General features: G+C 53.9%; 26 protein-coding genes and 1 pseudogene. 15 read left to right on the top strand and 12 right to left on the bottom strand.

Features of this window, described 5'->3' with window-relative positions; translation table 11 throughout:
* Positions 1-77: 77 nt before the first annotated feature.
* Positions 78-455 carry a hypothetical protein gene (locus tag ACA069_RS21780; protein ID WP_497615194.1) on the bottom strand — a complete coding sequence of 126 codons (378 nt, stop codon included), beginning with the start codon at positions 453-455 and terminating at the stop codon, positions 78-80.
* A 198-nt stretch (positions 456-653) separates the two neighbouring features.
* On the opposite strand from ACA069_RS21780, the gene ACA069_RS21775 reads away from it, so the two are divergent.
* The 3 genes from ACA069_RS21775 (at position 654) to def (ending at position 2502) form a co-directional block, all read left to right on the top strand.
* Positions 654-845, top strand: coding sequence for a CsbD family protein (locus ACA069_RS21775; protein WP_187679725.1), 192 nt, complete (start codon positions 654-656; stop codon positions 843-845).
* A 163-nt stretch (positions 846-1008) separates the two neighbouring features.
* A complete protein-coding gene (locus ACA069_RS21770) occupies positions 1009-1959 on the top strand; it encodes a YihY/virulence factor BrkB family protein (RefSeq protein WP_187679724.1) in 951 nt (316 codons plus the stop codon).
* 3 nt (positions 1960-1962) lie between these two features.
* A complete protein-coding gene (gene def / locus ACA069_RS21765; protein ID WP_187679723.1) occupies positions 1963-2502 on the top strand; it encodes a peptide deformylase in 540 nt (179 codons plus the stop codon).
* A gap of 16 nt (positions 2503-2518) precedes the next feature.
* Here def and ACA069_RS21760 read toward each other — a convergent pair whose 3' ends face one another.
* The gene (locus tag ACA069_RS21760; protein WP_497615193.1) at positions 2519-2926 is read right to left on the bottom strand and encodes a GNAT family N-acetyltransferase; all 408 of its coding nucleotides are present in this window, start codon (positions 2924-2926) and stop codon (positions 2519-2521) included.
* Between the two features lie 323 nt (positions 2927-3249).
* Between ACA069_RS21760 and ACA069_RS21755 the strand changes: the two genes are divergently transcribed.
* The 6 genes and pseudogenes from ACA069_RS21755 (at position 3250) to ACA069_RS21730 (ending at position 8553) form a co-directional block, all read left to right on the top strand.
* A complete protein-coding gene (locus tag ACA069_RS21755; protein WP_497615192.1) occupies positions 3250-4191 on the top strand; it encodes a fatty acid desaturase in 942 nt (313 codons plus the stop codon).
* A 55-nt stretch (positions 4192-4246) separates the two neighbouring features.
* Complete coding sequence (locus ACA069_RS21750; RefSeq protein WP_497615191.1) at positions 4247-5038, top strand: phosphate/phosphite/phosphonate ABC transporter substrate-binding protein; 792 nt, start codon at positions 4247-4249, stop codon at positions 5036-5038.
* A gap of 114 nt (positions 5039-5152) precedes the next feature.
* A complete protein-coding gene (locus ACA069_RS21745) occupies positions 5153-5680 on the top strand; it encodes a sigma-70 family RNA polymerase sigma factor (protein WP_187679719.1) in 528 nt (175 codons plus the stop codon).
* Positions 5677-6690, top strand: a complete 1014-nt coding sequence (locus tag ACA069_RS21740) for an ABC transporter substrate-binding protein (protein ID WP_497615190.1) — start codon at positions 5677-5679, stop codon at positions 6688-6690. The genes ACA069_RS21745 and ACA069_RS21740 overlap by 4 nt, the downstream gene beginning before the upstream one ends.
* 543 nt (positions 6691-7233) lie before the next feature.
* A pseudogene (locus tag ACA069_RS21735) lies at positions 7234-8010 on the top strand (PAS domain-containing protein); the annotation flags it as partial.
* A gap of 3 nt (positions 8011-8013) precedes the next feature.
* Positions 8014-8553, top strand: coding sequence for a methyl-accepting chemotaxis protein (locus ACA069_RS21730; protein ID WP_489884248.1), 540 nt, complete (start codon positions 8014-8016; stop codon positions 8551-8553).
* 129 nt (positions 8554-8682) lie between these two features.
* Here the strand turns inward: ACA069_RS21730 and ACA069_RS21725 are convergent, their stop codons facing one another.
* A complete protein-coding gene (locus ACA069_RS21725) occupies positions 8683-9240 on the bottom strand; it encodes a hypothetical protein (protein WP_187679339.1) in 558 nt (185 codons plus the stop codon).
* A gap of 262 nt (positions 9241-9502) precedes the next feature.
* Positions 9503-9943 carry a PACE efflux transporter gene (locus ACA069_RS21720; RefSeq protein WP_123588708.1) on the bottom strand — a complete coding sequence of 147 codons (441 nt, stop codon included), beginning with the start codon at positions 9941-9943 and terminating at the stop codon, positions 9503-9505.
* A gap of 121 nt (positions 9944-10064) precedes the next feature.
* Between ACA069_RS21720 and ACA069_RS21715 the strand changes: the two genes are divergently transcribed.
* Positions 10065-10937, top strand: a complete 873-nt coding sequence (locus ACA069_RS21715; RefSeq protein WP_497618284.1) for a LysR family transcriptional regulator — start codon at positions 10065-10067, stop codon at positions 10935-10937.
* A gap of 139 nt (positions 10938-11076) precedes the next feature.
* Here ACA069_RS21715 and gntR read toward each other — a convergent pair whose 3' ends face one another.
* On the bottom strand, positions 11077-12108 hold the full coding sequence (gntR, locus tag ACA069_RS21710) for an HTH-type transcriptional regulator GntR (RefSeq protein WP_489878910.1): 1032 nt from the start codon (positions 12106-12108) through the stop codon (positions 11077-11079).
* 216 nt (positions 12109-12324) lie between these two features.
* On the opposite strand from gntR, the gene ACA069_RS21705 reads away from it, so the two are divergent.
* Positions 12325-12858, top strand: a complete 534-nt coding sequence (locus ACA069_RS21705) for a gluconokinase (RefSeq protein ID WP_187679336.1) — start codon at positions 12325-12327, stop codon at positions 12856-12858.
* An 82-nt stretch (positions 12859-12940) separates the two neighbouring features.
* Positions 12941-14293, top strand: a complete 1353-nt coding sequence (locus ACA069_RS21700; RefSeq protein ID WP_187679335.1) for a GntP family permease — start codon at positions 12941-12943, stop codon at positions 14291-14293.
* 62 nt (positions 14294-14355) lie between these two features.
* Here ACA069_RS21700 and alaC read toward each other — a convergent pair whose 3' ends face one another.
* Positions 14356-15573 (bottom strand): alanine transaminase, encoded by a 1218-nt coding sequence (alaC, locus tag ACA069_RS21695; protein WP_489878911.1) that lies wholly within the window; start codon positions 15571-15573, stop codon positions 14356-14358.
* 139 nt (positions 15574-15712) lie between these two features.
* Here alaC and ACA069_RS21690 point away from each other — a divergent pair, with 139 nt between their 5' ends.
* The 3 genes from ACA069_RS21690 to ACA069_RS21680 all read left to right on the top strand — a co-directional run bounded on the left by ACA069_RS21690 (position 15713) and on the right by ACA069_RS21680 (position 17737).
* Entirely contained in the window at positions 15713-16375 is a 663-nt protein-coding gene (locus ACA069_RS21690; protein WP_034153366.1) for a LysE family translocator, read from the top strand.
* Between the two features lie 68 nt (positions 16376-16443).
* The gene (locus tag ACA069_RS21685; protein WP_187679332.1) at positions 16444-16938 is read left to right on the top strand and encodes a GyrI-like domain-containing protein; all 495 of its coding nucleotides are present in this window, start codon (positions 16444-16446) and stop codon (positions 16936-16938) included.
* Between the two features lie 310 nt (positions 16939-17248).
* Positions 17249-17737 carry a GNAT family N-acetyltransferase gene (locus tag ACA069_RS21680; RefSeq protein ID WP_497615189.1) on the top strand — a complete coding sequence of 163 codons (489 nt, stop codon included), beginning with the start codon at positions 17249-17251 and terminating at the stop codon, positions 17735-17737.
* Between the two features lie 198 nt (positions 17738-17935).
* On the opposite strand, the gene ACA069_RS21675 is transcribed toward ACA069_RS21680, so the two are convergent.
* The 6 genes from ACA069_RS21675 to ACA069_RS21650 are packed head-to-tail and all read right to left on the bottom strand — an operon-like array spanning position 17936 to position 24139.
* The gene (locus ACA069_RS21675) at positions 17936-18622 is read right to left on the bottom strand and encodes a dTMP kinase (protein ID WP_497615188.1); all 687 of its coding nucleotides are present in this window, start codon (positions 18620-18622) and stop codon (positions 17936-17938) included.
* Positions 18619-19755, bottom strand: coding sequence for a radical SAM protein (locus ACA069_RS21670; RefSeq protein ID WP_497615187.1), 1137 nt, complete (start codon positions 19753-19755; stop codon positions 18619-18621). Before ACA069_RS21670 ends, ACA069_RS21675 begins: the two co-directional genes overlap by 4 nt.
* Positions 19756-19777: 22 nt before the next feature.
* Complete coding sequence (locus tag ACA069_RS21665) at positions 19778-20614, bottom strand: inositol monophosphatase family protein (RefSeq protein WP_497615186.1); 837 nt, start codon at positions 20612-20614, stop codon at positions 19778-19780.
* The gene (locus ACA069_RS21660) at positions 20611-21669 is read right to left on the bottom strand and encodes a hypothetical protein (RefSeq protein WP_497615185.1); all 1059 of its coding nucleotides are present in this window, start codon (positions 21667-21669) and stop codon (positions 20611-20613) included. The genes ACA069_RS21665 and ACA069_RS21660 overlap by 4 nt, the downstream gene beginning before the upstream one ends.
* 33 nt (positions 21670-21702) lie before the next feature.
* A complete protein-coding gene (locus ACA069_RS21655; protein ID WP_497615184.1) occupies positions 21703-23031 on the bottom strand; it encodes an MATE family efflux transporter in 1329 nt (442 codons plus the stop codon).
* Positions 23032-23077: 46 nt separating this feature from the next.
* Positions 23078-24139 carry a hypothetical protein gene (locus ACA069_RS21650; protein WP_497615183.1) on the bottom strand — a complete coding sequence of 354 codons (1062 nt, stop codon included), beginning with the start codon at positions 24137-24139 and terminating at the stop codon, positions 23078-23080.
* Positions 24140-24245 lie beyond the last annotated feature (106 nt).

Here is a 24245-nt window from a genome sequence, read left to right as displayed (position 1 = left end):
GTTTTCGCGAGCAGGCTCGCTCTCACATTGAAATGCGGTTTACTGTGGGAGCGAGCCTGCTCGCGAAGCTTTTGCGGTTACTGACGAAACGGCGCGAAGTTCACGTTGGTCCCCGCCGGACGCATGTCCTGCAGATACGAATCCTTGTCCGCACTCAACTCCAGGCTCAGCGCGGCTTTGCGCTTGCCCTCGTTGCGAATCACCAGACCCTCAAGCTTTTCACGCAGAAACACCGTCGGCACTTTCAAGTGCAGCAGTTCGTCGGTGGCCGGCGTGTGCATCAGCAGGTGAATCCACTCGTACTGACCAACGGCCAGGCGCGTCACCGGCAGGTCGAACCACCAGATGTTGCGATTGCGGTTCAGTTCGGCGAAGTGGCAGTTGTTGCTGCCGAGCACAGCGCCGCCCAGTTCCTGGTTTCGACGGGCAATGGCCTGCTTTTTATCGAGTCTCATAACATTCCTGCGGGATCGGTTCTCTGGCGCATGGCGCCCATATGGAGCGCATTCTCAAGGCAACGCTCGCAAACATAAAGCCCAACCTGCACGCCGCGACGAAATGAGCCACTGAAAATAAATGAAACTCGCCGCAAACCCCGCCGGTCAATCTTTACGTACTGACTTTTCCCCCTAATTGCACCAAGGAGAAACACCATGAGTAGCACAGGCGATAAAGTAAAAGGCATGGCCAACGAAGCAGTCGGCAACGTCAAACAAGGCGTCGGTAAAGCCACCGACAACACCAAGCTGCAAGCTGAAGGCAAGATTCAAGAGAAAAAAGGCGAAGCCCAGCAAGCCGTTGGCAAAGCCAAAGATGCAGTGAAGAAAACCGTCGACAAGGCGTAATTGCGTTGTGAACGAAAAACAGAAGCGGCCATCCAAGGATGGCCGTTTTTGTGTCTAAGCCCTGCGCTGGCCCACCACTGGTCGCCAAGTAGGCTACCGTGATGTAAAAACGGCCCCTGAGTCGCCACGACTTCAACCTGTATTGCGGCGAAAGGAGACGCGAATGATATTTCCGGACATGAAAGGTCTGCCCCTGCACCGGGTGATGGTGCGCACGGTCACTGAGTTCGTCGACGACGAGATGTCGACGTACGCCTCGGCTCTGGCTTACCAGATGCTGTTCTCGCTGTTCCCGTTCATTTTGTTCCTGATCGCCCTGATCGGTTTCCTGCACCTGCCGGACTTTTTCTCCTGGCTGCGCCTGCAATCGGAGCTGGTGCTGCCACCGCAAGCGCTGGAGCAGGTCAACCCGGTAATCGATCAATTGCAGCAGTCCAAGGGTGGGTTGCTGTCAGTGGGTATTGTCATCGCCCTCTACACCGCTTCCGCCGGTGTGCGCCTGATGATGAGCGCAATGAACGCGGCCTACGATGTGGTCGAGGGGCGCCCGATCTGGAAGCGGTTTCCACTGTCGATTTTCTATACCGTCGGCATTGCCGGGATGCTCCTGGTGGCTGCCGCGCTGATGGTGCTTGGGCCGCAGGTGATGGGCTGGATCGCGGCGCAGGTGGGGCTGGAAGAATTCATCGTCACCTTATGGACCATCGCGCGCTGGCCGGTGATCGTGATTCTGATGATGGTTGCCGTGGCACTGATCTATTACGTGATGCCCGACGTCAAACAGGAATTCCGCTTCATCACACCCGGCTCGGTATTGGCCGTAGTGGTGTGGATCATCGCTTCGTTGGGTTTCGCGTTCTACGTGAAAACCTTCGCCAACTACAACGCAATGTATGGCAGCATCGGTGCAATCATCGTTCTGTTGCTGTACTTCTACATCTCCGCTGCGGTGCTGTTGCTCGGTGCCGAGATGAATGCGGTGATTGAGCACATGTCCAGCGAAGGCAAGGATTCGGGTGAGAAAGTCCCCGGCGAACTCGATGAACATCCCAAACAACACGTCTCGGGCCTGGGCCGCGATCACTCGCTCAAGCCGGACACTGACGAAGTCTGATCAATGATCCGTGAAATCCTCAAAATGGGCGACGAGCGCCTGTTGCGTATTGCCCCACCCGTGCCAGCCGAGATGTTCGACAGCCCTGAGCTCTGGCAACTGATCGACGACATGTTCCAGACCATGGAAAGTGTCGGCGGTGTCGGCCTTGCCGCGCCGCAGATCGGTGTCGACCTGCAACTGGTGATCTTCGGTTTCGAGCACAGTGAACGTTACCCGGACGCCGAAGCGGTGCCGCAGACGATTTTGATCAACCCGCTGATCACACCGTTGAATCCATTGACGGAAGAGGGCTTCGAAGGATGCCTGTCAGTGCCGGGATTGCGTGGTGCGGTGGAGCGTTATCAGCAAATTCGCTACGAAGGTTTTGATCCGAAAGGCCAGCCGATCGTGCGCGTGGCTGCAGGTTTTCACGCGAGGGTGGTGCAGCATGAGTGCGATCACCTGATCGGCCGGTTGTATCCGTCGCGCATAACCGACTTCAGCAAGTTCGGATTTACCGAGGTGATGTTCCCGGATCTCGATCCAGCCGCAGACGACTAGCAACAATCAAAAGATCCTATAAACGCCCCATCGCAATCATCGGCTTGCTCCGCGCATACCGGCTCAAGCGCTCCGCCATCGCCTGGGGCAGGGCAGGGTCGATACTGAATCCGCGTCGCTCATAAAACCCACGCAAATCCGGATGACAGAACAGCCACACCGGTTCTGTCACATCCTTCACTGCCGCCGTGATCAACTGCGCGGCAAGCCCTTGCTCACGACACGTCGGATCGACAAACAACCCGGTCAACCAATGCCCACCCGCCACCGGCCGCAAGCACAACGCCGCAACAATGTCGCCACGTCGCGCCACCCACAATTGCGCCTCGCGCACGGCTTTCATCGAGGATTGGTGGCTGCGGTAAAACTTGTTCATCAACGGCCAAAGCGACTCGTCGAGCAGTGTGTATTGGGTATCGGGCATGGGATCGGACTGGCGGTGAGGGAAGCGGCGATTATAAAAGAACGCGCGCCTTGGGATAGGTGTATACCTGAGCCTACAGCCCTGTGAGTGGAGACCCATCATGTCCAAAGGTATGGATTCAAAGAAAGCCGCGAAGAAGAAACCGGCCAAGACTGCGATTGAAAAACGTGCGGAAAAGAAAGCCAAGAAAGTCGACATTTTCGGCCATTGATCACGCCCCTCAGGAGCTCGATTCTCGGGCTCCTGCCTGAACCTGAAAATAATCTGCAAGATTTACCGCTGCCGTTGCACAGAGGGAGAAGACTCTCGTTCCGAGCAACGACATGGCCCATTACTTCGACGCCACCCATCGCCAACACATCGAAACCCTGCGTCAACGCTTTACCGCCCGCACCGAATGGCCGACCTGGCTGTTGCTGATCGGCGTGTATGGCGGCTGGTTCGCCATCATCTTCAATAGCGAATGGCTCGGTCGCGGCTTGACCACGGTGTTGCTGATCCCGCTGCTGGTGTTGTGGCTGTCGGTGCAGCATGAGTTGCTCCACGGTCATCCGACCCGCTCGACCCTCTTCAATAAAATCCTCGGCTACGCGCCATTTGCGGTGTGGTATCCGTACACCTTGTATCGCGACAGCCATTTGTTGCATCACCGCGATGAGGATCTGACGGTTCCCGGTGTCGATCCGGAAAGTCGTTACCTGACGAGTGCAGGCTGGCAGGGCAGTTCTTTGTTCGAGCGCAGCCTGCACTGGTTGAACAAAACGGTGATCGGCCGTTTCGTGATTGGTGCACCGCTGGGACTTGTTGCACTGGCCGGCGAAGAGCTGCAACGGTTGAAAAACGGCGAACGCCAAGCCTGGATAATGTGGCTGACCCATGGTGCCTGCACGCTGCTGATGCTCTGGCTCATCGCCCGTTACAGTGTGTTACCGGTGTGGCATTACCTGTTGCTGATCAGTGTGCCGGCGCTGTCGATCGCAATGATTCGCTCCTACTATGAACACCGCCCGCACGCTCAACCGGAGCAACGCACGGTGCTCAACGAGGCCGGGTGGCCGTGGCGCTGGCTGTTTCTCAATCTCAACTTTCATTTGGTGCATCACGACTTGCCGGGGCTGGCGTGGTACGACTTGCCGCAGGTTTATCGGATGCATCGCGAGCAGTGGATCGCGCGCAGTGGCGGCTTTCTGGTGCAGGGGTATGGGCAGTTGTGGCGGCAGAACGGGTTGAGGCCGATCGACAGTCCCGAGCATCCGTTTCACTGATTTCAAAAGCACCACCGCTCCCACATTGGAATTTTGTTGTCCGGGAAGAATGTGCATGACCCAACACCACATCGAACTGCTGATGTACACCGCCCCGGAGCCAATCCGGGCGGCCAATGACCGCTGGATCAAACGCATCCTCGACCATTTGGGCCACTCGCGTCTGAGCGCCGAAAGCCTGTCGTTGCCCGAACTGTGGTTATCACCGGATCTACTGCTGACCCAAACCTGCGGCTATCCCTTGATGACCTTGCTGCGCGGTCAGGTCCGCATCGTCGGTCGCCCACGCTACGAACTGCCCGACGCCAGCGCGGGCAACCATTGCAGCCTGATCCTCAGTCGCGCCGACGACTCACGCAAAACCCTGGTGGACTTTCGCCACAGCCGCGGGGTGATCAACAGCGCAGACTCCAACAGCGGCATGAACCTGCTGCGTCAGCGTCTGGTGTCATTGCAGCAGGACGGGCGTTTTTTCGCCTCGGTCGGCATCAGCGGCGGCCACCGCGAGAGCTTGCGCTGGTTGCGGGACAGTCGCGCCGATCTGGCGGCCATCGACAGCGTCACCTACGCCTGTCTCGCCCATTACGCGCCCGAGGAGGTAAGCGGACTGCGCGTGGTGGCGCGCAGTGCGTTGAGTCCGACGTTGCCGTTCATTACCGTCGCCGCCGCGACAGACAAACAGGTTGAACGGTTGCGCCAGGTCATTAACCTTTCTCTGAGCGAACTTCCCGACGTCGCACAGACCCTGGGTCTTGCCGAGGTGCTGCCAGCCAGCGAAAGCGACTATCAGATCGTGCTCGATTACCAGCGAGAGGCCGAGGCACTGGGCTACGGCCAATTACGCTAATTCGATAATCGAATATAAAAATAATATTTAAATATTATTAATGCATAAGGCGCCTTGCTAGGATCGCGCCACCGGACGACCGGACATTCAGCGACCCCTAACCCAGGAGCCCCTATGTCCGGCGCCGACGTATCCCATCGCAATCACCTGGACGGCCTCTTTCGCAGCCATTACCACTGGCTTTGCACTTACCTGCGCCGTCATTTGCACGATGCGGCAAGCGTGGAAGACATCGCCGCCGAAACCTTCGTGCAACTGCTCGAAGCGACCGGCCTGACCGCGCTCCGTGAACCCCGAGCCTTGCTCACCACCATCGCGCAGCGTCTGCTTTATCAGCGCTGGCGCCGCGCGGATCTCGAGCGTCAGCACCGACAGCAGATCGATGTGGATTACGCCACCTCGCCCGAAGACATCGCGCAACTGACGCAAACCCTGAGCCGTCTCGACCGCAGCCTGCAACGGTTGCCGGGCAAAGTCCGCTCGACCTTCCTGCTCGCGCGCATCGACGGCCTGACCTACCCGCAAATCGCTGCCGAACTGGGCATCTCCCAGCGCTCGGTCAGCGTGTACATGACCCGTTCCCAGGCGCTGTGCGATCGCCACAGCGCCAACCAATTCCTACAAGACAAGAGGTCTGCATGAGATCGATCAAAACCCTGCTCGGCGGTTCAATACTGGCGTTGAGCCTGAGTGTCGGCGCGGTCTCGGCGGCGGAGAAAACCACGCCGATCCACTTCGGTGACATCACTTGGGAAAGTGGCAGTTTCATCACTGAAGTGCTGCGCCTGATTGTCGAGAAAGGCTATGGCTATTCGACCGATACGCTGCCGGGCAGCACCGTCAGCCTAGAAGCGGCGCTGGCAAAGAATGACATTCAGGTGATCGGCGAAGAGTGGGCGGGGCGCAGTCCAGCGTGGGTCAAAGCGGCCGCCGAAGGCAAAGTGTTTGGCCTCGGTGATACGGTCAAAGGTGCCACCGAAGGCTGGTGGGTGCCGGAATACGTGATCAAGGGTGATCCGGAACGCGGCATCAAACCTCTGGCGCCGGAACTGAAATCGGTAGCCGATCTGCCGCGCTACAAAGACGTGTTCCGCGATCCCGAAGACCCGAGCCGAGGGCGCTTTCTTAACAGCCCGACCGGCTGGACGTCAGAGATCGTCAACAGCCAGAAGCTCAAGGCGTATGCGCTGAATGACAGCTTCGTCAATTTTCGCACCGGCTCCGGCGCGGCGCTGGATGCCGAAGTGGCATCGTCGATTCGTCGGGGTAAGCCGGTGCTGTTCTACTACTGGTCGCCGACGCCGCTGCTCGGACGCTTCAAACTGGTGAAGCTCGAGGAGCCGCCGTTTGATGCCGAAGCCTGGAAGACCCTCGCCGATGCCAATAACCCGAATCCCAAGGGCACCCGCTCGATGCCGGCAAGCCTGGCGATTGGCGTGTCGGCGCCGTTCAAGGCGCAGTATCCGGAACTGGTGACGTTCTTTGAAAAAGTCGATTTGCCGATTGATCTGCTCAACCAGACGCTGGCGGGGATGAGTGAAAAACGCCAGCAACCGCGGGCGGTGGCCGAGGCGTTTTTGCGCGATCAGCCGCAGGTCTGGAAACTTTGGGTGCCCGCAGAAGTGGCTACCAAGGTGAGCTCCCACCTCTAATCCGTCTGCCAACCCCCTGTAGGTGCTGCCGCAGGCTGCGATCTTTTGACTTTGTTTTTCAAGAACAAGATCAAAAGATCGCAGCCTGCGGCAGCGCCTACAGGGGCTTCTTTGTTTCTGGCTGAACCGTTTCTTGTGCAAAAAGTGCCAGATACTGGCCGACTAGTGGCCTTGCGCTAGGCTTTGCGATGGCTATGCTGACACCTAACTAACCATGTCGACCGTAATGTCACTGTCGGTCGGTTAGTCCGTGATTCATGCTGCCAGAGTGCGCAACCCGAGGCACCGACACTGAACCAACAAGGAGCGTCGTTTAAATGGAAGTTCTTCAACGCGTTAGGGCTGGCCCGCGTGCGGGCTATCAAGAGAAGGATGTCTTGATTAGAACGTCGCTGCATGGACGCTCCGATTAATCATCATTTGTCACCTGACAACTTCCTCCTGTGGAGGAGTGCGTGTGCCTGTTCTTCGGAACGTAGTGGTGGATTCTGAAAGACCTGAACTTTCATCAAATCAAAAATCCGCGCGGAAGGTGATACAACCATGTTCAACCTACATCACAAGGCTGACCTGCAGGAAATCGAGCGATTCAGCTGTGCTCTGACCGAGACCAACGCCAAGCTGGATGCGATCAGCCGTTCAATGGCAATGATCGAGTTCACGCCCGAGGGCATCGTTCTGGATGCCAACGAAAACTTCTGCAAGACCATGGGTTATGGCGCCGAGGAAGTTCGCGGCAAGCATCATCGAATCTTTTGTGAAGAAGCGTTTTACCGCAGCGAGGAGTACGCCAAATTGTGGCGCGATCTGGCCCGTGGCGAGCCCATCGGCGGAACGTTTCTGCGTCTGAACAAGAGTGGCAAAGAGGTCTGGCTCGAAGCCAGTTACATGCCGGTGTATGGCCCGGACAAGCAAGTCAGAAGTGTGATCAAAGTCGCCGCCGACATTACCGTGCGGATCAACAAGGAACACGAAGAGGAAAGCATGCTGGCGGCGATCGGCCGCTCCATGGCGGTGATTGAGTTCACTCCGGAAGGCAATGTGATTACTGCCAACGAAAACTTCCTGAAGACCATGCAGTACTCGCTCAACGAAATCGTCGGCCACCACCACAGTCTGTTTTGCCATCGCGCCGATGCCGAATCAGCGCAGTACAAAGCATTCTGGGCCTCACTCAATCGCGGCGAATATCACTCGCACCGTTTCGAACGCAAGAACAAGTCCGGGCAGATGGTGTATCTGGAAGCCTCGTATAACCCCCTGTTTGATGCCAAGGGCCGGCTGTACAAAGTGGTGAAGTTCGCCAGTGATATCACCCATCAGATGACCACCCTGCAAAACGCCGCGGAATCGGCCCACAGCACATCGGTACAAAACGACGCCTGCGCGCAAAAAGGCTCACTGGTTGTGCAGCAAACGGTGCAGATCATTCAGGACATTTCCCGCGATCTCAACGAAGCGGCGGTGAGCATCGATGCGGTCAGCAAGCAGTCGGACATCATTGGCACCATCGTTCAGACCATTCGCGGCATCGCCGATCAGACCAACCTGCTGGCGCTCAACGCCGCCATCGAAGCAGCGCGGGCCGGTGAGCATGGACGCGGCTTTGCCGTGGTCGCCGATGAGGTGCGCAGTTTGGCGGCCCGCACCAGTCAGGCAACTCTGGAAATTGTCGAGGTGGTGCGCAAGAACCACGACTTGTCGTTGAGTGCCGTGTCGAGCATGCAATCGAGTCTGAGCCGCACCGGGCTCGGGGTGGAACTGGCGAACGAGGCGGGGGAGGTGATCCTGGAAATTCAACAGGGCTCGCGGCATGTGGTGGATGCGATCAGCCAGTTCAATGAGACGTTGCAGTTGAACTAGCAGCACATGACAACTGCAGGAGCTGTCGAGTAAAACGAAGCTGCGATCTTTTGATCCTGACCTTTAAACCAAGATCAAAAGATCGCAGCGTACCGCAGCTCCAGCATTGGTTCTTATGCTGCCTTGAGATCAGAGCGCAGCGAGAAACTTGTCGGCCAGTTTGTCGCTGTCCTTGACGTCGTTGACGTTCTCTTTCTCCGACTGCGCCAGTTGCATCTTGTCCTGCAAGCGCTGGGCGATCTCTTTGCCGATGGCCAGTTGTTTCTCCGGCGGCATGTTCTTGATGTCTTCTTCGGTGATGCCCAAGTCCTTGAGGATACTGTCGCGCAGACGCTGTTCCGGCGTCTTGCTCATGTAGTCCTTGAACTCGTCGGTGGCGGAACCGGTGGCTTTGGTCGCATCCGAAGTATCGGTGGTTTGCAGGCCGACGCGGGTCTTGGCGAACGCTTCGTCGACGTTGTCGCTGATGCGCGTGGCTTCGCTGACTTGCTGAGTGGCAATCTGCGTGGCCGAGTCCTGAACCTTGGCGGTGGCGTCGCTGTTTTGCGTCTGCACCTGGTTTTGCAGCGTTTGCAACATCGCGCCGTGCAGGCCGCCTTGCAGACCGGCAGCCGCTGTGGCGGTCGCGTCTTCTGCCAACCGCTTGGGCAGCGGCAGCATTTCCATTTGTTTGGCACTGACCAACATGATGAATTGACCTGTAGTTATGACTGACCGCCATACAGGAGCAATTACCGTGCCTGACCAATAAAGCCTTTTATTTCAGAGAGTTGTTGGATTCAGGCGATTGAGAAAACGGTCATCCTTTGCCGATGAGCGGCAGTGGGTGACCGCCAAGCGTCAGCGATGGGCAATCCTCTCCAGCGCCATATTCGTGTGCACGGCCAGTGCGGCGAATCGGGCAGACGCTTGCGCGGCCACCCGATAAACCAAATTACGAATTAGCGATTTATGCCGCAGCGGCAGAATCCGGCAGCGCCGAGGCCGGCAAGCCGAACACCCGATCAAACAGCCAGTTGAAGGCAAACGTATAGCAAGGGATGAAGATGATCAGCGCCAGATCCAGCAGAAACGCCTGTACCAGGCTGATGTTCATCCACCACGCGATCAACGGAATCAGGAACACGATTAACGTCAGTTGAAAACCGACGGCATGGGCGATGCGTCGCTTGACTGTGCGGGTACGCGACTTCTGCCGACTTTCCCAGTGTTCAAACAGCGAGGTGTAGATGAAATTCCAGGTCACGGCGATGGTGGTGATGATCACCGCCAATGGCCCGGTGCTGCCCGGCGAGGTGCCGGACAACAAGGCCAGACCAAGGGCGGAGAAGGTCATGCCGATTACTTCGTAGAGCGACACATAGACCAGTTTGCGTTTGACGCCTTGCATGCAGATTTGCCTCTTATTTCAGATTCGATGGCCAGCGGGACTGGCGGAGGCGGCGAAAGATAGCTTCAATAGGGCTGACAGAAAAAGTCAGTAGCTTTCAGGTTTGTTGATGGGTGGGAAATTGAATTTCAATAGCGACAGCATCGAACTGTTTCTCGCCGTGATCGAACGCGGCTCGTTTTCCGCCGCGGCCCGCGCGTTGGGCAAAGTCCCGTCAGCGGTGAGCATGGCCATCGGCAATCTTGAGGCTGAACTCGGCTATCCGCTGTTCGACCGTAGCCATCGCGAACCGCAACCGACGGCGATGGCGATGTCGCTGGTGCCTCACGCGCGGTTGATCGCCGAACAGCTCAAGCAACTGCAAGTACACGCGGTGGAATTGTCGCTGGGGCTGGAGAGCAAATTGTCGATCGGCGTGGTGGCGGACATTGATCGCCGACGTTTGCTGGCGGCAATCAAGGTGATCGCCGAGCGTCATCCACTGCTCGACATCGAAGTGCTGACCGCGCCGCAGGATGACGTGCTGGCGATGTTGCACAGCGGTCGGGTCAGTGTGTGCCTGGCGTTCGCCGGACTGAGCGTGAACGTGCTCGAGCGTTTTCAGTTTGTCGGCAACGAACGAATGATCGCCACGCTGGCGGCGGACAGTCCGTTGTTGCAGGGCCAGGATCTGTTTCTTGAAGACCTGGTGCATGTGCGGCAGATATTCGTCGCCAGCCGTGATTTGCCGATCAGCGAGACCCGGCCATTGGTGGCTGAGTCCTGTTGGCGAACCGACAGTCTGGAAACGGCGATGGAGATGGTCGAGGCGGGATTGGGCTGGGGCAACTTTCCGTTGTCGGTGGTGCAGTCGCGGCTGGATTCGGGGCGCCTGAAACGCCTGAATTTCCGCAACATCGAAAACGGCCTGGTGTTGCCGGTGCATGCGGTGTGGCTCAAGAGCCAGCCGTTGCAGAAGGGTGCGTTGGCGCTGGTGGACCTGCTCAGCCACTAGCGACTATGGAGATCCAATGTGGGAGCGAGCCTGCTCGCGAAAGCGTCGTGTCAGTCGGCACAGGTTTATCTGAACCACCGCTTTCGCGAGCAGGCTCGCTCCCACAGGGATTGTGTTTCAACCATGAAACTATGGGAGATCAGGTACTTTCGCGGATCTTCAGTTCGAAGCCCATGTCTTCCACTGGCCGCGCAACGCTGTTGCCCGCCATCAAGGTCAACATCTGCTCCGCCGCCCGCCGGCCAATCGCCTCTCGCGGGGTATTGATGCTGCTCAGACGCGGCACCATGTGCTCGGACATTGGCAAGTCGTTGAAGCCCAGAATCGCCACTTGCTCGGGAATCTTGATGCCATTGCGCAGCGCCTCAAGCAAAGCACCCTGCGCCAGGTCGTCGTTACCAAAGAAGATCGCATCGACATCCGGATGCGCCGCCAGCAATTGCAGGAACAACTCCCCGCCTAAGCCAACAGAGGAGGAGCGCGGTGTCAGAACTTCCAGATCCGGATCGTAGCGCCCGGCCTTCTGCAACGCTTTGCGGAAACCTTCGCCACGCAGCAAAGTGCGCTGATCGAGCTGTGCGCCGATGTACGCCAGACGCTTGCGCCCACGAGAGAGCAAATGCTCGGCGGCAGTTTCACCAGCGCTGAGCTGCGAGAAGCCGACGCAGTTCACGCCAGCGGCGCTGTCCAGTTCCATCATGTACACGCAGGGGATGTTGCTCGCTTCGATCATCCGCCGCGAACTTTCAGTGCGATCAAACCCGGTCAGCAGAAAGCCACGCGGCTGATAGGCCATGTAGTTGCGCAGCAGTTTTTCTTCTTCATCGCGCGAGTAGTGGAAGTTGCCGATCAGCACTTCGAAGCCCTTGGGCGTCAACACCCGATGAATGGCTTCCAGTGTGTCGATGAACAACAGGTTGGATAACGAAGGCACCAAAACCACCACCGAATGGCTCTGGGCAGAGGCCAGGGCACGGGCGGCGGGGTTGACCACGTAGTTGAGTTCGAGCGCAGCTTTCTGGACTTTCTCCACCAGCTCAGTGGCCACGGTGCTGACGCCGCGCAAGGCGCGGGAGGCGGTAATCGGGCTGACGCCGGCCAGGCGGGCAACTTCATTGAGGGTGGGACGGCCGGTGGTGCGGGTATTTTTATCGTTTTTAGAGGTGGTCATCGGGCGGCTTGCCAAACAAAAATCAAGGCACTAAGGTAGCGCTGTCCTGATGCAGCTGCAAATGCGTAAGCGAGGTCCTGCCTGATCTTCGCTTTTTGGCGTTGGGAACAAACCTGCTGCAACCCAAAAAAACGACAAGAAGGCGTCGGCAACTTCTACCTGTGCACTAGAGTCATAGCTAGCAAAGGTAGCGCTGTCTGCGCGCTGAGGTGTTATATGAGTCATCCCATCACCGCCCTGGTCATCATGGGCGTTGCCGGTTGCGGCAAGACGTGCGTCAGCGAGGCCCTGTGCCAATTGAGCGGCGCCACTGCCATTGAAGGCGATACTTTTCATCCGGCCGCGAACATCGAAAAGATGAGCGCGGGGATCCCCCTGAACGACGACGACCGCGCCGGCTGGCTCGACAGCCTGTGCGATGAATTGCGTCGTGTCGATGCCTCGGGCCAGCGCCCGGTGCTGACCTGCTCGGCCCTCAAACACAGTTACCGCGAAGTGCTGCGCAGTGCCTTGCCGGGCCTGGGCTTCGTGTTCCTGGAACTGACGCCTGAAGTGGCCGCCGAGCGTGTATCCCACCGCCCGGGCCACTTCATGCCGGCCACGTTGATCGAAAGCCAGTTCGCCACCCTCGAATCGCCCAAGGGCGAGCCGTTGACCCTGGCGTTGAATGCATCGATCCACAGCGTTGAAGAACTGGCTGAACAAGCTCACGTCTGGTGGCAGGCCAACGGCCTGAAACAGGCGGTATGAGTGTGTCCATGCAGATAGCGCTGTCCTCACGACTTCTGATTAACCCGCTTTAATAACAACAACAAACCAGGAGACACCCCCAATGTTTGGCATGTCCCACGACGCCTACCTGCTGCTTGATGCAGTGGTCACGGTGATCGGACTCATCATCCTGATCACCAAGTTCAAGATTCACCCGTTCATTGCCCTGACCATCGCCGCCGCGTTCCTCGGCCTGACGTCCGGCATGCCGATCGGCACCATCATCAAGGCGTTCCAGGACGGCTTTGGTGGCGTGCTGGGTTTCGTCGGCATCATCCTCGCGCTGGGCACCATGCTCGGCAAAATGATGGCCGAGTCGGGCGGGGCAGACCAGATTGCCCAAACCCTGATCCGCGCGTTCGGTAAAGACAAAGTCCAGTGGGCAATGATGTTCGCCGCGTTCCTGGTGGGCATTCCGCTGTTCTTTGAAATCGGCTTTGTATTGCTGATTCCGCTGGTGTTCATCGTTGCCCGCCGCACCGGCGTGTCGATCATCAAGATCGGTATCCCGCTGCTCGCTGGCCTGTCCGCCGTGCACGGTCTGGTGCCACCGCACCCGGGTCCGCTGCTGGCCATCGGCGTGTTCGGCGCTGATATCGGCAAGACCATCCTGTACGGTCTGATCGTTGCGCTGCCGACCGCCATCATTGCCGGTCCGATCTTCGGTACGTTCATCGCCAAGCACATTCCGGGTCACCCGAATCAGGAACTGGTCGATCAACTGGCCCGCGAAAACGATTCCGCCGTCCTGCCGAGCTTCAGCATCACCCTGATCACTGTGCTGCTGCCGGTGTTCCTGATGCTGCTGAAAACCTTTGCTGACGTGGCGCTGCCGGACGGTAACTTCTTCCGTACCTGGATGGACATGATCGGTCACCCGATCTCGGCACTGCTGCTGGCGTTGCTGCTGTCGCTGTACACCTTTGGCTACAAACAGGGCATTGGCTCCAACCAAATGCTCAAGTGGCTTGATGCGAGCCTGGCGCCAACCGCGGCGATCATCCTGATCATCGGTGCTGGCGGCGGCTTCAAGCAGATGCTGGTGACCAGCGGCGTGGGCGACGTGATCGGCCACATGGCGGTCAGCGCGCAGATCTCGCCGATCCTGCTGGCGTGGCTGGTGGCGGCGGTGATTCGTATCGCCACCGGTTCGGCGACTGTGGCGACCATCACTGGCGCAGGCATTGTGGTGCCGGTGGTGGGGATGATCCCGGGCGTCAATCGTGAGTTGCTGGTGCTGGCCACCGGCGCCGGTTCGTTGATCCTGTCCCACGTCAACGACGCCGGTTTCTGGCTGGTGAAGCAATACTTCAACATGACCGTGGCCGAGACGTTCAAGACCTGGACCGCGATGGAAACCATCCTCTCCATCGTCGCGCTGGGCTTTATCCTGCTGCTGTCGCTGTTCGTTTAAGCGACTTTTTGCAGACACAAAAAAACCGCAGCGATGCGGTTTTTTTGTGCCTGGATCGTTCCTCAGGTAGTCGTTTTCGGTGCCAACCCGTCCGCCCGGAACATCCCGCGAATGCCGCGTACAGCCTGACGAATCCGGTCCTGGTTTTCGATCAGCGCGAAGCGCACATGATCGTCGCCATACTCACCGAATCCCACGCCCGGCGAGACGCAGACCTTGGCTTCGGCCAGCAGCTTCTTGGCGAACTCCAGCGAGCCCAAGTGCGCGTATGCCTCAGGAATCTTTGCCCAGACATACATCGACGCTTTCGGATTCTCGACCATCCAGCCCAGCTCATGCAGGCCTTTGACCAGCACGTTACGCCGTTGGCGGTACTGCTCGGCGATGTCGCGCACGCACTGCTGATCGCCTTCCAGCGCAGCAATCGCTGCCACTTGCAGCGGGGTGAACGTGCCGTAGTCGTGGTAACTCTTGATCCGCGCCAGAGCGTTGACCAGTTCTGGATTGCCGACCATGAAGCCGATACGCCAACCGGCCATGTTGTAACTTTTCGACAGGGTGAAAAACTCCACCGCGATGTCCTTGGCGCCCGGCACCTGCATGATCGACGGGGCTTTCCAGCCGTCGTAGACGATGTCGGCGTACGCCAGGTCGTGGATCACCAGCACGTCGTATTGCTTGGCGAGGGCGATCACCCGTTCGAAGAAATCCAGCTCCACGCACTGCGCGGTCGGGTTGGACGGGAAGCCGAGGATCATCATTTTCGGCTTGGGGATCGAACCGCGAATCGCCCGTTCCAGTTCGGCGAAGAAGTCCACACCGGGCACCAGCGGCACCGAACGCACCTGGGCGCCGGCAATCACCGCACCGTAGATATGAATCGGGTAGCTCGGGTTCGGCACCAGTACGGTGTCGCCCTGATCCAGCGTGGCCAGCATCAAATGCGCCAGGCCTTCCTTGGAACCGATGGTGACGATGGCCTCGCTTTCCGGGTCGATATCGACCTCGTAGCGTTGCTTGTACCAGTTGGAAATAGCCCGGCGCAGGCGCGGAATGCCCTTGGACGTGGAATAGCCGTGGGTGTCTTCGCGTTGAGCAACTTGTACAAGTTTTTCGACAATGTGCGGCGGCGTAGCGCCGTCGGGGTTGCCCATGCTCAAGTCGATGATGTCTTCACCACGACGCCTGGCGGCCATCTTCAGCTCGGCGGTGATGTTGAAAACGTAAGGGGGGAGTCGATCTATGCGCGCAAAGCGGCGCGGCGAACCTTGTTCGGCCATTGTTGCCTCGGATAACGTAAGCGCCCGGAACCGTCCGAGCGACGCTGGTCACTGCGGTGACCTGTTGGCGAAGATAAGGGCAGTGATGGCAGACTGTCCAGTCTGTGCGTAAACAAATTTTTCCCAAGGAAATCGGTAGATGGAATTCACCAGCGGCTTCTTGCTGAGCCTTTCGCTGTGCCTGGATATCGGCGTGGCCAACATCGCAATGATCACTTTGGCGATGCAGCGCGGTTACTTTCAAGGCTTCGCGCTGGGCCTTGGCACTTGTGTCGGCGACTTGATCTACGCGGTGCTGGCGCTTGCCGGGATGACCGTGCTGCTGCAATACGAAACCGTGCGCTGGGTGCTGTGGATCGGCGGTTCGGCGCTGCTGATCTACTTTGCCGCGAAGATGATTTATTCGGCGATTCACCACGAAGCGCTGCTGGCTGAAACCGCCGAAGTGGGGCACAACTCCCATCGCAAGGAATTCTTTCGCGGGATCTTCCTGGCCATGTCCTCGCCCAGTGCAATTCTGTGGTTCGCCGCAGTGGGTGGCACGCTGATCGCCCGTTCCGGTGGCGGTGGCCCGCTCAGTTCGGCGCTGTTCCTCGGTGGTTTTCTCTGCGCCGGGCTGCTGTGGTCAGCCGGTTTGTGCTTCGCCGCCAGCCACGGTGGCAAGCTGCTGGGTGACAAGCTGTTGCGTTATTCCTATATGGCATCTGCAGCGATCTTCTGCTATTTCGCGGTTTACGTGATCGTATCCGGCTACAACGAGTTTGTCGGCTCCGGTGCCGTCGAGCAGCTGCACGCACTGTAATCGTGCGAATCGGCATGGGCTTTCTATACTCACCAGCCGAACCCCTTTTTTGTTCCAGGAGTCGAGTCATGGATGAGCAAACACGCGTCGAAGTGGCTGAACCTCGCTTCGAACATGGACACTTTCTGCTGATAGCAGGTTTTCGGGGTCGTTTTACTCAAGAGACCGCCAAGGATATCCCGGCGCTGTGGGAAAAATTCCTGCCGCACCTGGGGCGCATTCCTGGCCAACAAGGCGAAGTGACCTATGGGGTCTGCTGCAATTTCGACGGCAAGGGTGGCTTCGATTACATCGCCGGGGTGGAAATAAGCAAGCTCGATGATCTGGATCAGAAGTTGTATCAATGGGTCGAAGTGTTACCCCGCCAGTACGCGGTGTTCGAACATACAGGGCCACTCGACCAGTTGCCGCAGACCCTGCAGTACATCTACAAAACCTGGCTGCCGAGCTCTCACTATGTGGAGCTGAACGCCCCGGAGCTGGAGCGCTACAGTGCGGACTTCAATCCGAAACTGCATACCGGCAAGCTGGAAATCTGTGTACCGGTCGACAGCAAATCCTGAGCCGACAACGAGGAGGCGGATCACTGATCCGCCTCTTGTTTTCAACGCTGTTTACGGCGCGCCCGCATCAGGTCGATGCCCAGGGTGATAAAGCCGAATGTACTGATGCCCAACACCATCAACAGGCCAATCTCAACGCTGCTCATAAGCGGTTCCCCCAAGGGTAGTCAGAGACACCCCACAGAAATAGACCCCCGCGAACCCGAAGAAAAGCGCTTATACGCAGGCTTTACGCCGCCCGCGCGGATCGATATGCACACCTTATTCCTTTATGCTTTGCGCACTTTTTTCCGCTGATTTTCGAGCTGCCATGAACACCGTCATCCGCAACGTCACCGCCGCCGACCTGGACCGCTGCTACGCCATCGAAACCGTTGCCTATGAAGGCGACGAAGCTGCCACTCGCGAGAAGATCGCCACGCGCATTGCGACCTGGCCGGAGGGTTTCATCGTTGCCGAGATGGACGGCGAGGTCGCGGGTTTCATCAACTCGGGCGCGGCGTTTGACGTGCAGATGTCGGACGAGGCGTTCAAGGAACTGATCGGCCACGACCCGGCCGGGCCGAACGTGGTGATCATGTCAGTGGTGGTGCATCCGGACTATCAGGGCCAGGGCCTGGCCAAGCGTTTGATGGCCGAGTTCATCGAGCGTATGCGTGGGATGGATAAAGCGACGATTCACTTGATGTGCAAGGAAAAGCACATCCCGCTGTATGCCGGGTTCGGCTTTGCCTACATCAAACCGTCTGAGTCGGACCATGGCGGCATGGCGTGGCACGAGATGATCCTGACCCTGTAAACACGTCCCCCTGTAGGAGCTGCCGAAGGCTGCGATCTTTTGATTTTGGGTTTTAAGATCTAGATCAAAAGATCGCAGCCTTCGGCAGCTCCTACAGGGGATGGTGTGTCAGTAGAGGGTGTCTTGCACCCGCTTCGGCGCCTCGCGGTCGTACGTGTCGGCATCGAACTGGCCGTCGTTGGATACGTTCGTTGGTTTCTACTCCCTACAAAGAATGCTCTGGACTGCAGTCACCGCCTTATCGAGTACGGCTTCCTCACTTAGATCGGTTGTATCGATTCTTATCCAGTTCACCAGACCGCATCGCTCATAACTGGATCTAACTCGATTCTGATAGTCAATGAAGCCCTTCTGGGGATCTGCATTGGCGCCGTCATAGGCTCCACTCTCGCTAAGGCGAAATGATCCTTTTCTCTGTGCTGCCAGTGCCGGATCAACATCTAAAAAAATTACGAAGTCAGGTTTTCTAATCGTTGAGAACATTGCCAACGCATCCTCAGCCAAATCAGTACTCTTAAGCAGGAAGCGCGCTAGGTATTTATAGTGCCAACCATCGGAGATGCAGCTTGCGCCAGAATTGATCAAAGGTGTTATAGCCGCATGATCTGTGGCCTGAAACCACGCAGTGATGAGGCTCATCCAGTGTTTGTCACCTAATTGTTCAAGGGGAGCGTTGTCCGGATAATCCCATAAGACTTCACGTAGCCGAGACATATGAAACTCTGTATAGCCTGTAGGCACTGGAGGACGATTTTTGTCTATATAGTGCAATGCAGAATGGGACTGAAAAACTCTGTCATATGTTGCTCGCGCAACCGTTGATTTTCCAGCGCCATCGGTACCTTCGAATGCAATAAATACTCCCTTATCCAAAGAATAATTCATGAAAAACCTCCTAGGTAAGCTTCAGTATCTAAAGAATTTCTTCCACTTCCTTCTATTAGCGGTCTAAAGCCTTCTCTTTGATAAATTTCTGACATTTTTTTACCGAGTGTATTTAGAAAGTCGACGGAAGGACGCGCTTTTGTGGAGTAGTGTGAGCCGGCGTCGGGGTGGAATACTGCAACCGCAGGCACCACTCCCATGTTTCCGAAATACTCGATTCCTTCAATTATTGACTCTAAAGGTTCCATGCCAGCTACAAAACCCGCGTAGACGTTTCCACGACCTAGAACCTCGACAGCAGCTTCAAACGCAGAAAGGAAACGTGGTCTTGTATAATCCTGTGACTTTCCAGGGCAAACTTCAGAAAACAGATCTGCGTTGAATACTTCCAAACTCATGGATAAGTTGTGGCCCAGTCCTTTGAATCGCTCAAAAAGCCGGAAATCTTTGGGTGGCATCGAAATTAAGTGGTAATCCAGATTGCTTGCAGTGTTTCTTTCTTTTACTCGTTCCATTAAGTCTAAATGCATTGAGTAACCTTTATCATAATTCGGGATCGTGCCGCCGTTAAACAAAACTCTCTTGTAACGTCCAGTCTCATCCTTGGTGGCTATCTCTACGGCTTCTCCTGCTAAATCACCTTTGATACGCATTTTGTGATCGGAAAGGTTTTCTCTGGCTGCGCCAAGAGAGCAAAATTTACACTCGCGACCATTGTTGAAGTAATAACAGTGACCTGGTGAAAATATTCCAAGGGTAGAGTTTCCATATACGGTTAAATGCGTTTCGAATAATTCACCGTTGCTTAATTTTTTTCCATAGGATATCGGTCTGGAAGGAAATGTAATTTTTATGGTTTTGCTTCCATGCTTTAATGCTGGATGCCCTTGTGCTAAAACGATTTTATATGCTGAGTTAGGGTTGTAATTAGCGGCCGTGATAATTTGTCCGTCGAGAATTATTTCCTGCGGCGTGTGGATGCTTGACTCAATTATTACACTGTCACCTGTGCCATATGCTCGTCTTTTCTCGATATGACTCGTTTGGTTCTGAAAGTAATCCAGGAATTCTTTGGAGAAATTAATGCCATTGGATAATAGTTTGAGTTTTAGGCTGACTGTTTCGAATAACATGATTCGTCTCCAGTTCTATGAGTTATAGGAGTAATCGTATAAGTTCTTTTGTGGATAGGGCTATTAATGTTCCATTGTCTGATACAGATGTTGCTGAAGGTGGGTAGCTAGTTCTGATACGACCTTTGTCGTCGAATAACGCGCCACCCGCTTCTCTGAGTACCAACTCTGCTGCGGCAATATCACAACTTCGTTCGTGTCCAGGTGGGCCTACGTCAATAAAAGCATCAAGAACCCCGGCAGCAATAAGACAGATTTCCAATGAGGAACAGGAATAAATTCGGACTTTCGCCGCTGACCATATGATGTTTTCAATTCTGGATCTTTCTTGAACGTCTCGGGGGCGATGGAAAGAAACTCTCATTTCTGCTAGAGAGTGGGTGGTGCGTGTCCGAAGCCTTTTAACGATTATTGCGGATTGCAGATACGCTCCTTCGTTTAATGCTGCCGTGTACACCAGATCTCTTGATATGTCATAAACCCAGCCAAATATATATGCGCCATCGTAATAAAGTGCCACACTCGATGTGTAGCCAGGGAAGCCTAGAGTCGCATTGTGCGTACCGTCTAAGGGGTCTATAAGAAGTGAGTATTCGTCTTGTTTTTCGAGGACGGTAGAACTGTCGCTTTCTTCCGAGTATATTGCGATTTTAAAACTGATAGTTGATAGGCACTCAGATAATATGTTTTGGCAATCTAAGTCCGATTGTGTTTGAGCGTTGTCCCATTGATTTTGTGATATGTCGTAGTCAGGTAAGCATGCGAGCGTCCCGGCCCAATAGCGACGTAGTTTCTTTCTGGCTTCGTAGAGGCATTCTTCCAGTTCGGAAACGTGTTCGTCCTTGAATAAAGCTCTCATATCGACTTCTCAGCTATAAGTTGTGTATGCCAGGTCTCTCTATTGAGACGTGATGCGTAGAGTCTTACCTCAAATAATTTTCCTCCATAAACTGCATAGTCTGCGCTCATGAATGCACTAAAGGTTTTTGGGAAAAGTGCGAGGGTTTTGATGTCAGTGTCATAACCTAGTTTTTTCCTAATCATGTTACCTGCTTGTCTAAGGCTTCCTCCTGTATATGACTTATCTATAATCAACCATGGGTCATTTGTAATTTCACTATGAGGGAAGATGTCCAGAAACTCACTATCGCGTGTCAATAGGTTTGCGTCGTTTTGTCGATGAATTTCTGAAAAGAATATTTTTTCGTCTCCAGTTGCCGCGAGATAACCAAGAGCAAGAGGTAGACCGGCTGATAACAAAAACAGTTTGTTCTTTGATAGTGTTTTTATTTTATGCCAAAGTGGATGGTCTTCGTAAATGTATCTGGTGTTCAAGGTAAGGCAGTTGTCCCAGTGCTCATGCGATATATAAGCACTGTAGAATGCGCAGAAACGGTTGTGAAAGTTAATGGTGTTATCGTTAGTATTTATGAGTAATCGGTTTTTCGAGATGCCACGTGTTGTTGGCTGTTTGGTTGCTGGTTGTCTATGTTTGGTTGATTTAGGCAGGATTTTATTAATTAACTGAGTTTTAAAATCAAACAGCTTCTGCTTGCATGGGCCAGAAATAGCTATTTCTGGCGTCAGGCCATCGCCTAGTATTTTTCGTATGTCTTCAAATTTTGATTGATCAATGGCGGAGTTTATTTGGTGCCAGGTTTTAACTATCTGTAAATCAGACATACAATTAAAAGCGGGTTCAAGATTGCTTAAGTCGCAAATCATCACTTCAGGATGGCGTAGTTCGAACAAGGTTCGTTGAAGATGGCAGCCACTGTGGATGGCGTTACGGTAAACGTAATAGTCGTTCGTTTGTAATCCGCTCAATGTTCGCCAGGCATGATGTTCGCTAATTATCGTTGTTAATGTTAAGTTTTGATTTTTGGTGTCGTTCAGTGAGGAAGTCTGTGTCATAGTTCGAACCTCGAAAAACAAAGTTAGTAAAGGTCACAGCAGTTTTGGGCGGCATAGGTTTTCTTTGGCGTTGGTTTTTGCGTGATATAGGGTATGCCTTAATCTCCAGGATAGAAGCAACATCAGAATAAATGAGCATGCTACTAAAGCTAGGAATATAGAGTGAACGGTATATTCGTACAGCGATAATAGGGTTGCTGACGAAAACATACCAAAAATGTTCAGTGTCAGTATTGTCATTACAGTGGGTGTCCAAAGATCATTCATGCCTCTCAAAGTAAATCTTGTTACAACATAAATGAACTCAAATATTAAGAAAGGTATTGAGATAATAATATTCTTTTCTATAAGTAATCTTGTTGCTGTATCGGATGTGTAGATTAGAGAAATATCTTCACTTAACAAAAAACACGCCGCCAGGATTGGAGTTAGTACGGATAGTCCAAGCCAGATTGCCTGGCTGTGAGTTTTTGAAATTGCTTCGAAGTCCTTTGTGGCGTAGTGCCGTGCAGTCATTATTCCTGCCGCATTTCCTATTCCGATAGAAATCATATAGATGATGCTGGCTGCATGAATAGAAGCTTGGTATGCAGAAAGGCTGATGTCATTTATATGTTTTGATATCAAAGATAGCAAAAGGAACAGGAGGCTTTCACTACCAAAGCACAGTGCCATAGGGAGTCCGCAAATCGTGTACTTTATATAATCACCTTTTGATAATTTTTTGCGGGCTGAAAAGCCATTTAAGTGTCTTTGTATTGTGATTCTGAAAAATGCTAGCGCCGCGAATGAGAATAAATAACGCAGGCAAACGTACGTGATAATAAAGTCGGATAAATTTATATCTGTGCCTATGTTCATGCATACGATACATATTAATGCGAGAGCGCTGTTCAGTAGCCATGTGAACGTGAGTTCGTATTGCGTTTTTTTAATGCCGTTATAGAAGTTGAAAATTGTAATCTGGAGATAAACGGCAGGTATTGAAATTGAAAGTATTAAAAGGGCTTTAAAGTCGTCATGGTTGCTGGGTTTTGTTTCTAGTTCTGACGAGATTTTACCTGCTAAAAATATTATGCATAAAATTATCAGTCCAAGAGAAATTGCAAGATTGAATGATGCAGCTATTTCGGACTTGATTTTGTCTGTATTTAAATTGGTCGCTCCTGCTACGGTTATTAGAGTGTTGGAAAAAAAACCGATGCCGACAACTGTCAGAAAAGATAATGACGCTAAGGCAAATGATGCGGCACTCAGCGAGTCGACAATGTAATGACCAATAAAGGAGAAGAAAATCAGTGATCCAATCATATCTCCCAATCTGGAAAATATTAGCGGTGCAGATAGTTTTAATATTTCCATACGATGGACCGCTTGTGGCATTCCAAGGGGAGCTAACTGTGAGTGTTTAATCCCATTCTTTGAGTAAGGTTGTTAGGCGTGGGGTCTGGGATGCAGCAAAGTATTTTTTTCTGAAGTAGTACTCGCACATTGAGATTTTATGTATGGTTTGTTTGCGCTCGTTGAACTCATTGTCTAGTGCGGCAAGAGAAGTTTTTGTCGTTGGATAGATGTCTTTTGTTTTTAGCAGGTCCTCAATTGCTAGGAATACCAAGTCCATGTAGTCCAGTATCTCTTGGATGTAGGATCTGCATTCCGTCTCTGTAGTTGCTCCTTGCCTGGCCAAAACAAAAAACTTGTTTTTGATGGTTTCGAATCCTTCAACTCGATACATATTTGAGTATACCCACTTATAGTGCTTGTTCGAAGTACCAGTGAGGTAGGTGAAACTCATGGACGTCTTTAGCATCATGTCTCTGGCTATCTCACAACCCATCCATAGATTTCCCGACTGCCAACAGCCTTGAATGTCCTGAAACGCGTAAAAGACGGGGAGTTTCTCACGATGTGCAATGTAGATAAGCTTGTCTAAAGGGATTCTTGATTTTATAGATTTGAATCTTTCTTCGTTTGTAATGGCATGTCCGATAATAGAACGATGAATGATGTTGTTTTCTGTATTTGTTAGTATCGGGTTATATAGGAAGCGCTGATCAGAAATTACCTCGGTAAACGCCTTATCGATTTTTTTGTATATATCTTCAATTTCCGAGAAGGTGATGTAGTCAGCGTCAATGTGGATGCTGGAGTCTCCATAGAAGTCGGTTGTGTTGTGGACTTCTTCGTTTTTCGTGATATGGCGATAATCTTCGTCTGTGACAAACGCGTGTTCGATATCTTTAATGCTTCTCGCTGTAGGGCGTTGCTCGCAGAGAATGATGCAGTCGATGTCAGAGTGAATAGTTCCTATGCCCTCTATTAGAGAGCCAGAAACAATTAGAATGCTTGTCGGTTCTAAAAAAGCTTTCTCTAGAAGATAGTTTTTCGGTATGGAAATTTTTCCATCCAGTATGATTATTTCATTATTGGTGATTTCTGATTTTGAAGTCTTAATTAGAGTGTTTGTCACACGGTGCTCCCCGGGGATATCGAGTGCTGCTGTGCTTTAAGTGTCGGTCTCCATGTCGGAGTCCGTTTTTCGAAAATGGTAATCTATTGAGTAATTAATAAATTGA

The organism is Pseudomonas sp. LBUM1652 (assembly GCF_059716105.1).
The sequence above is the reverse complement of the archived record's forward strand: the minus strand, read 5'-3'. Positions and strand labels throughout refer to the sequence as shown.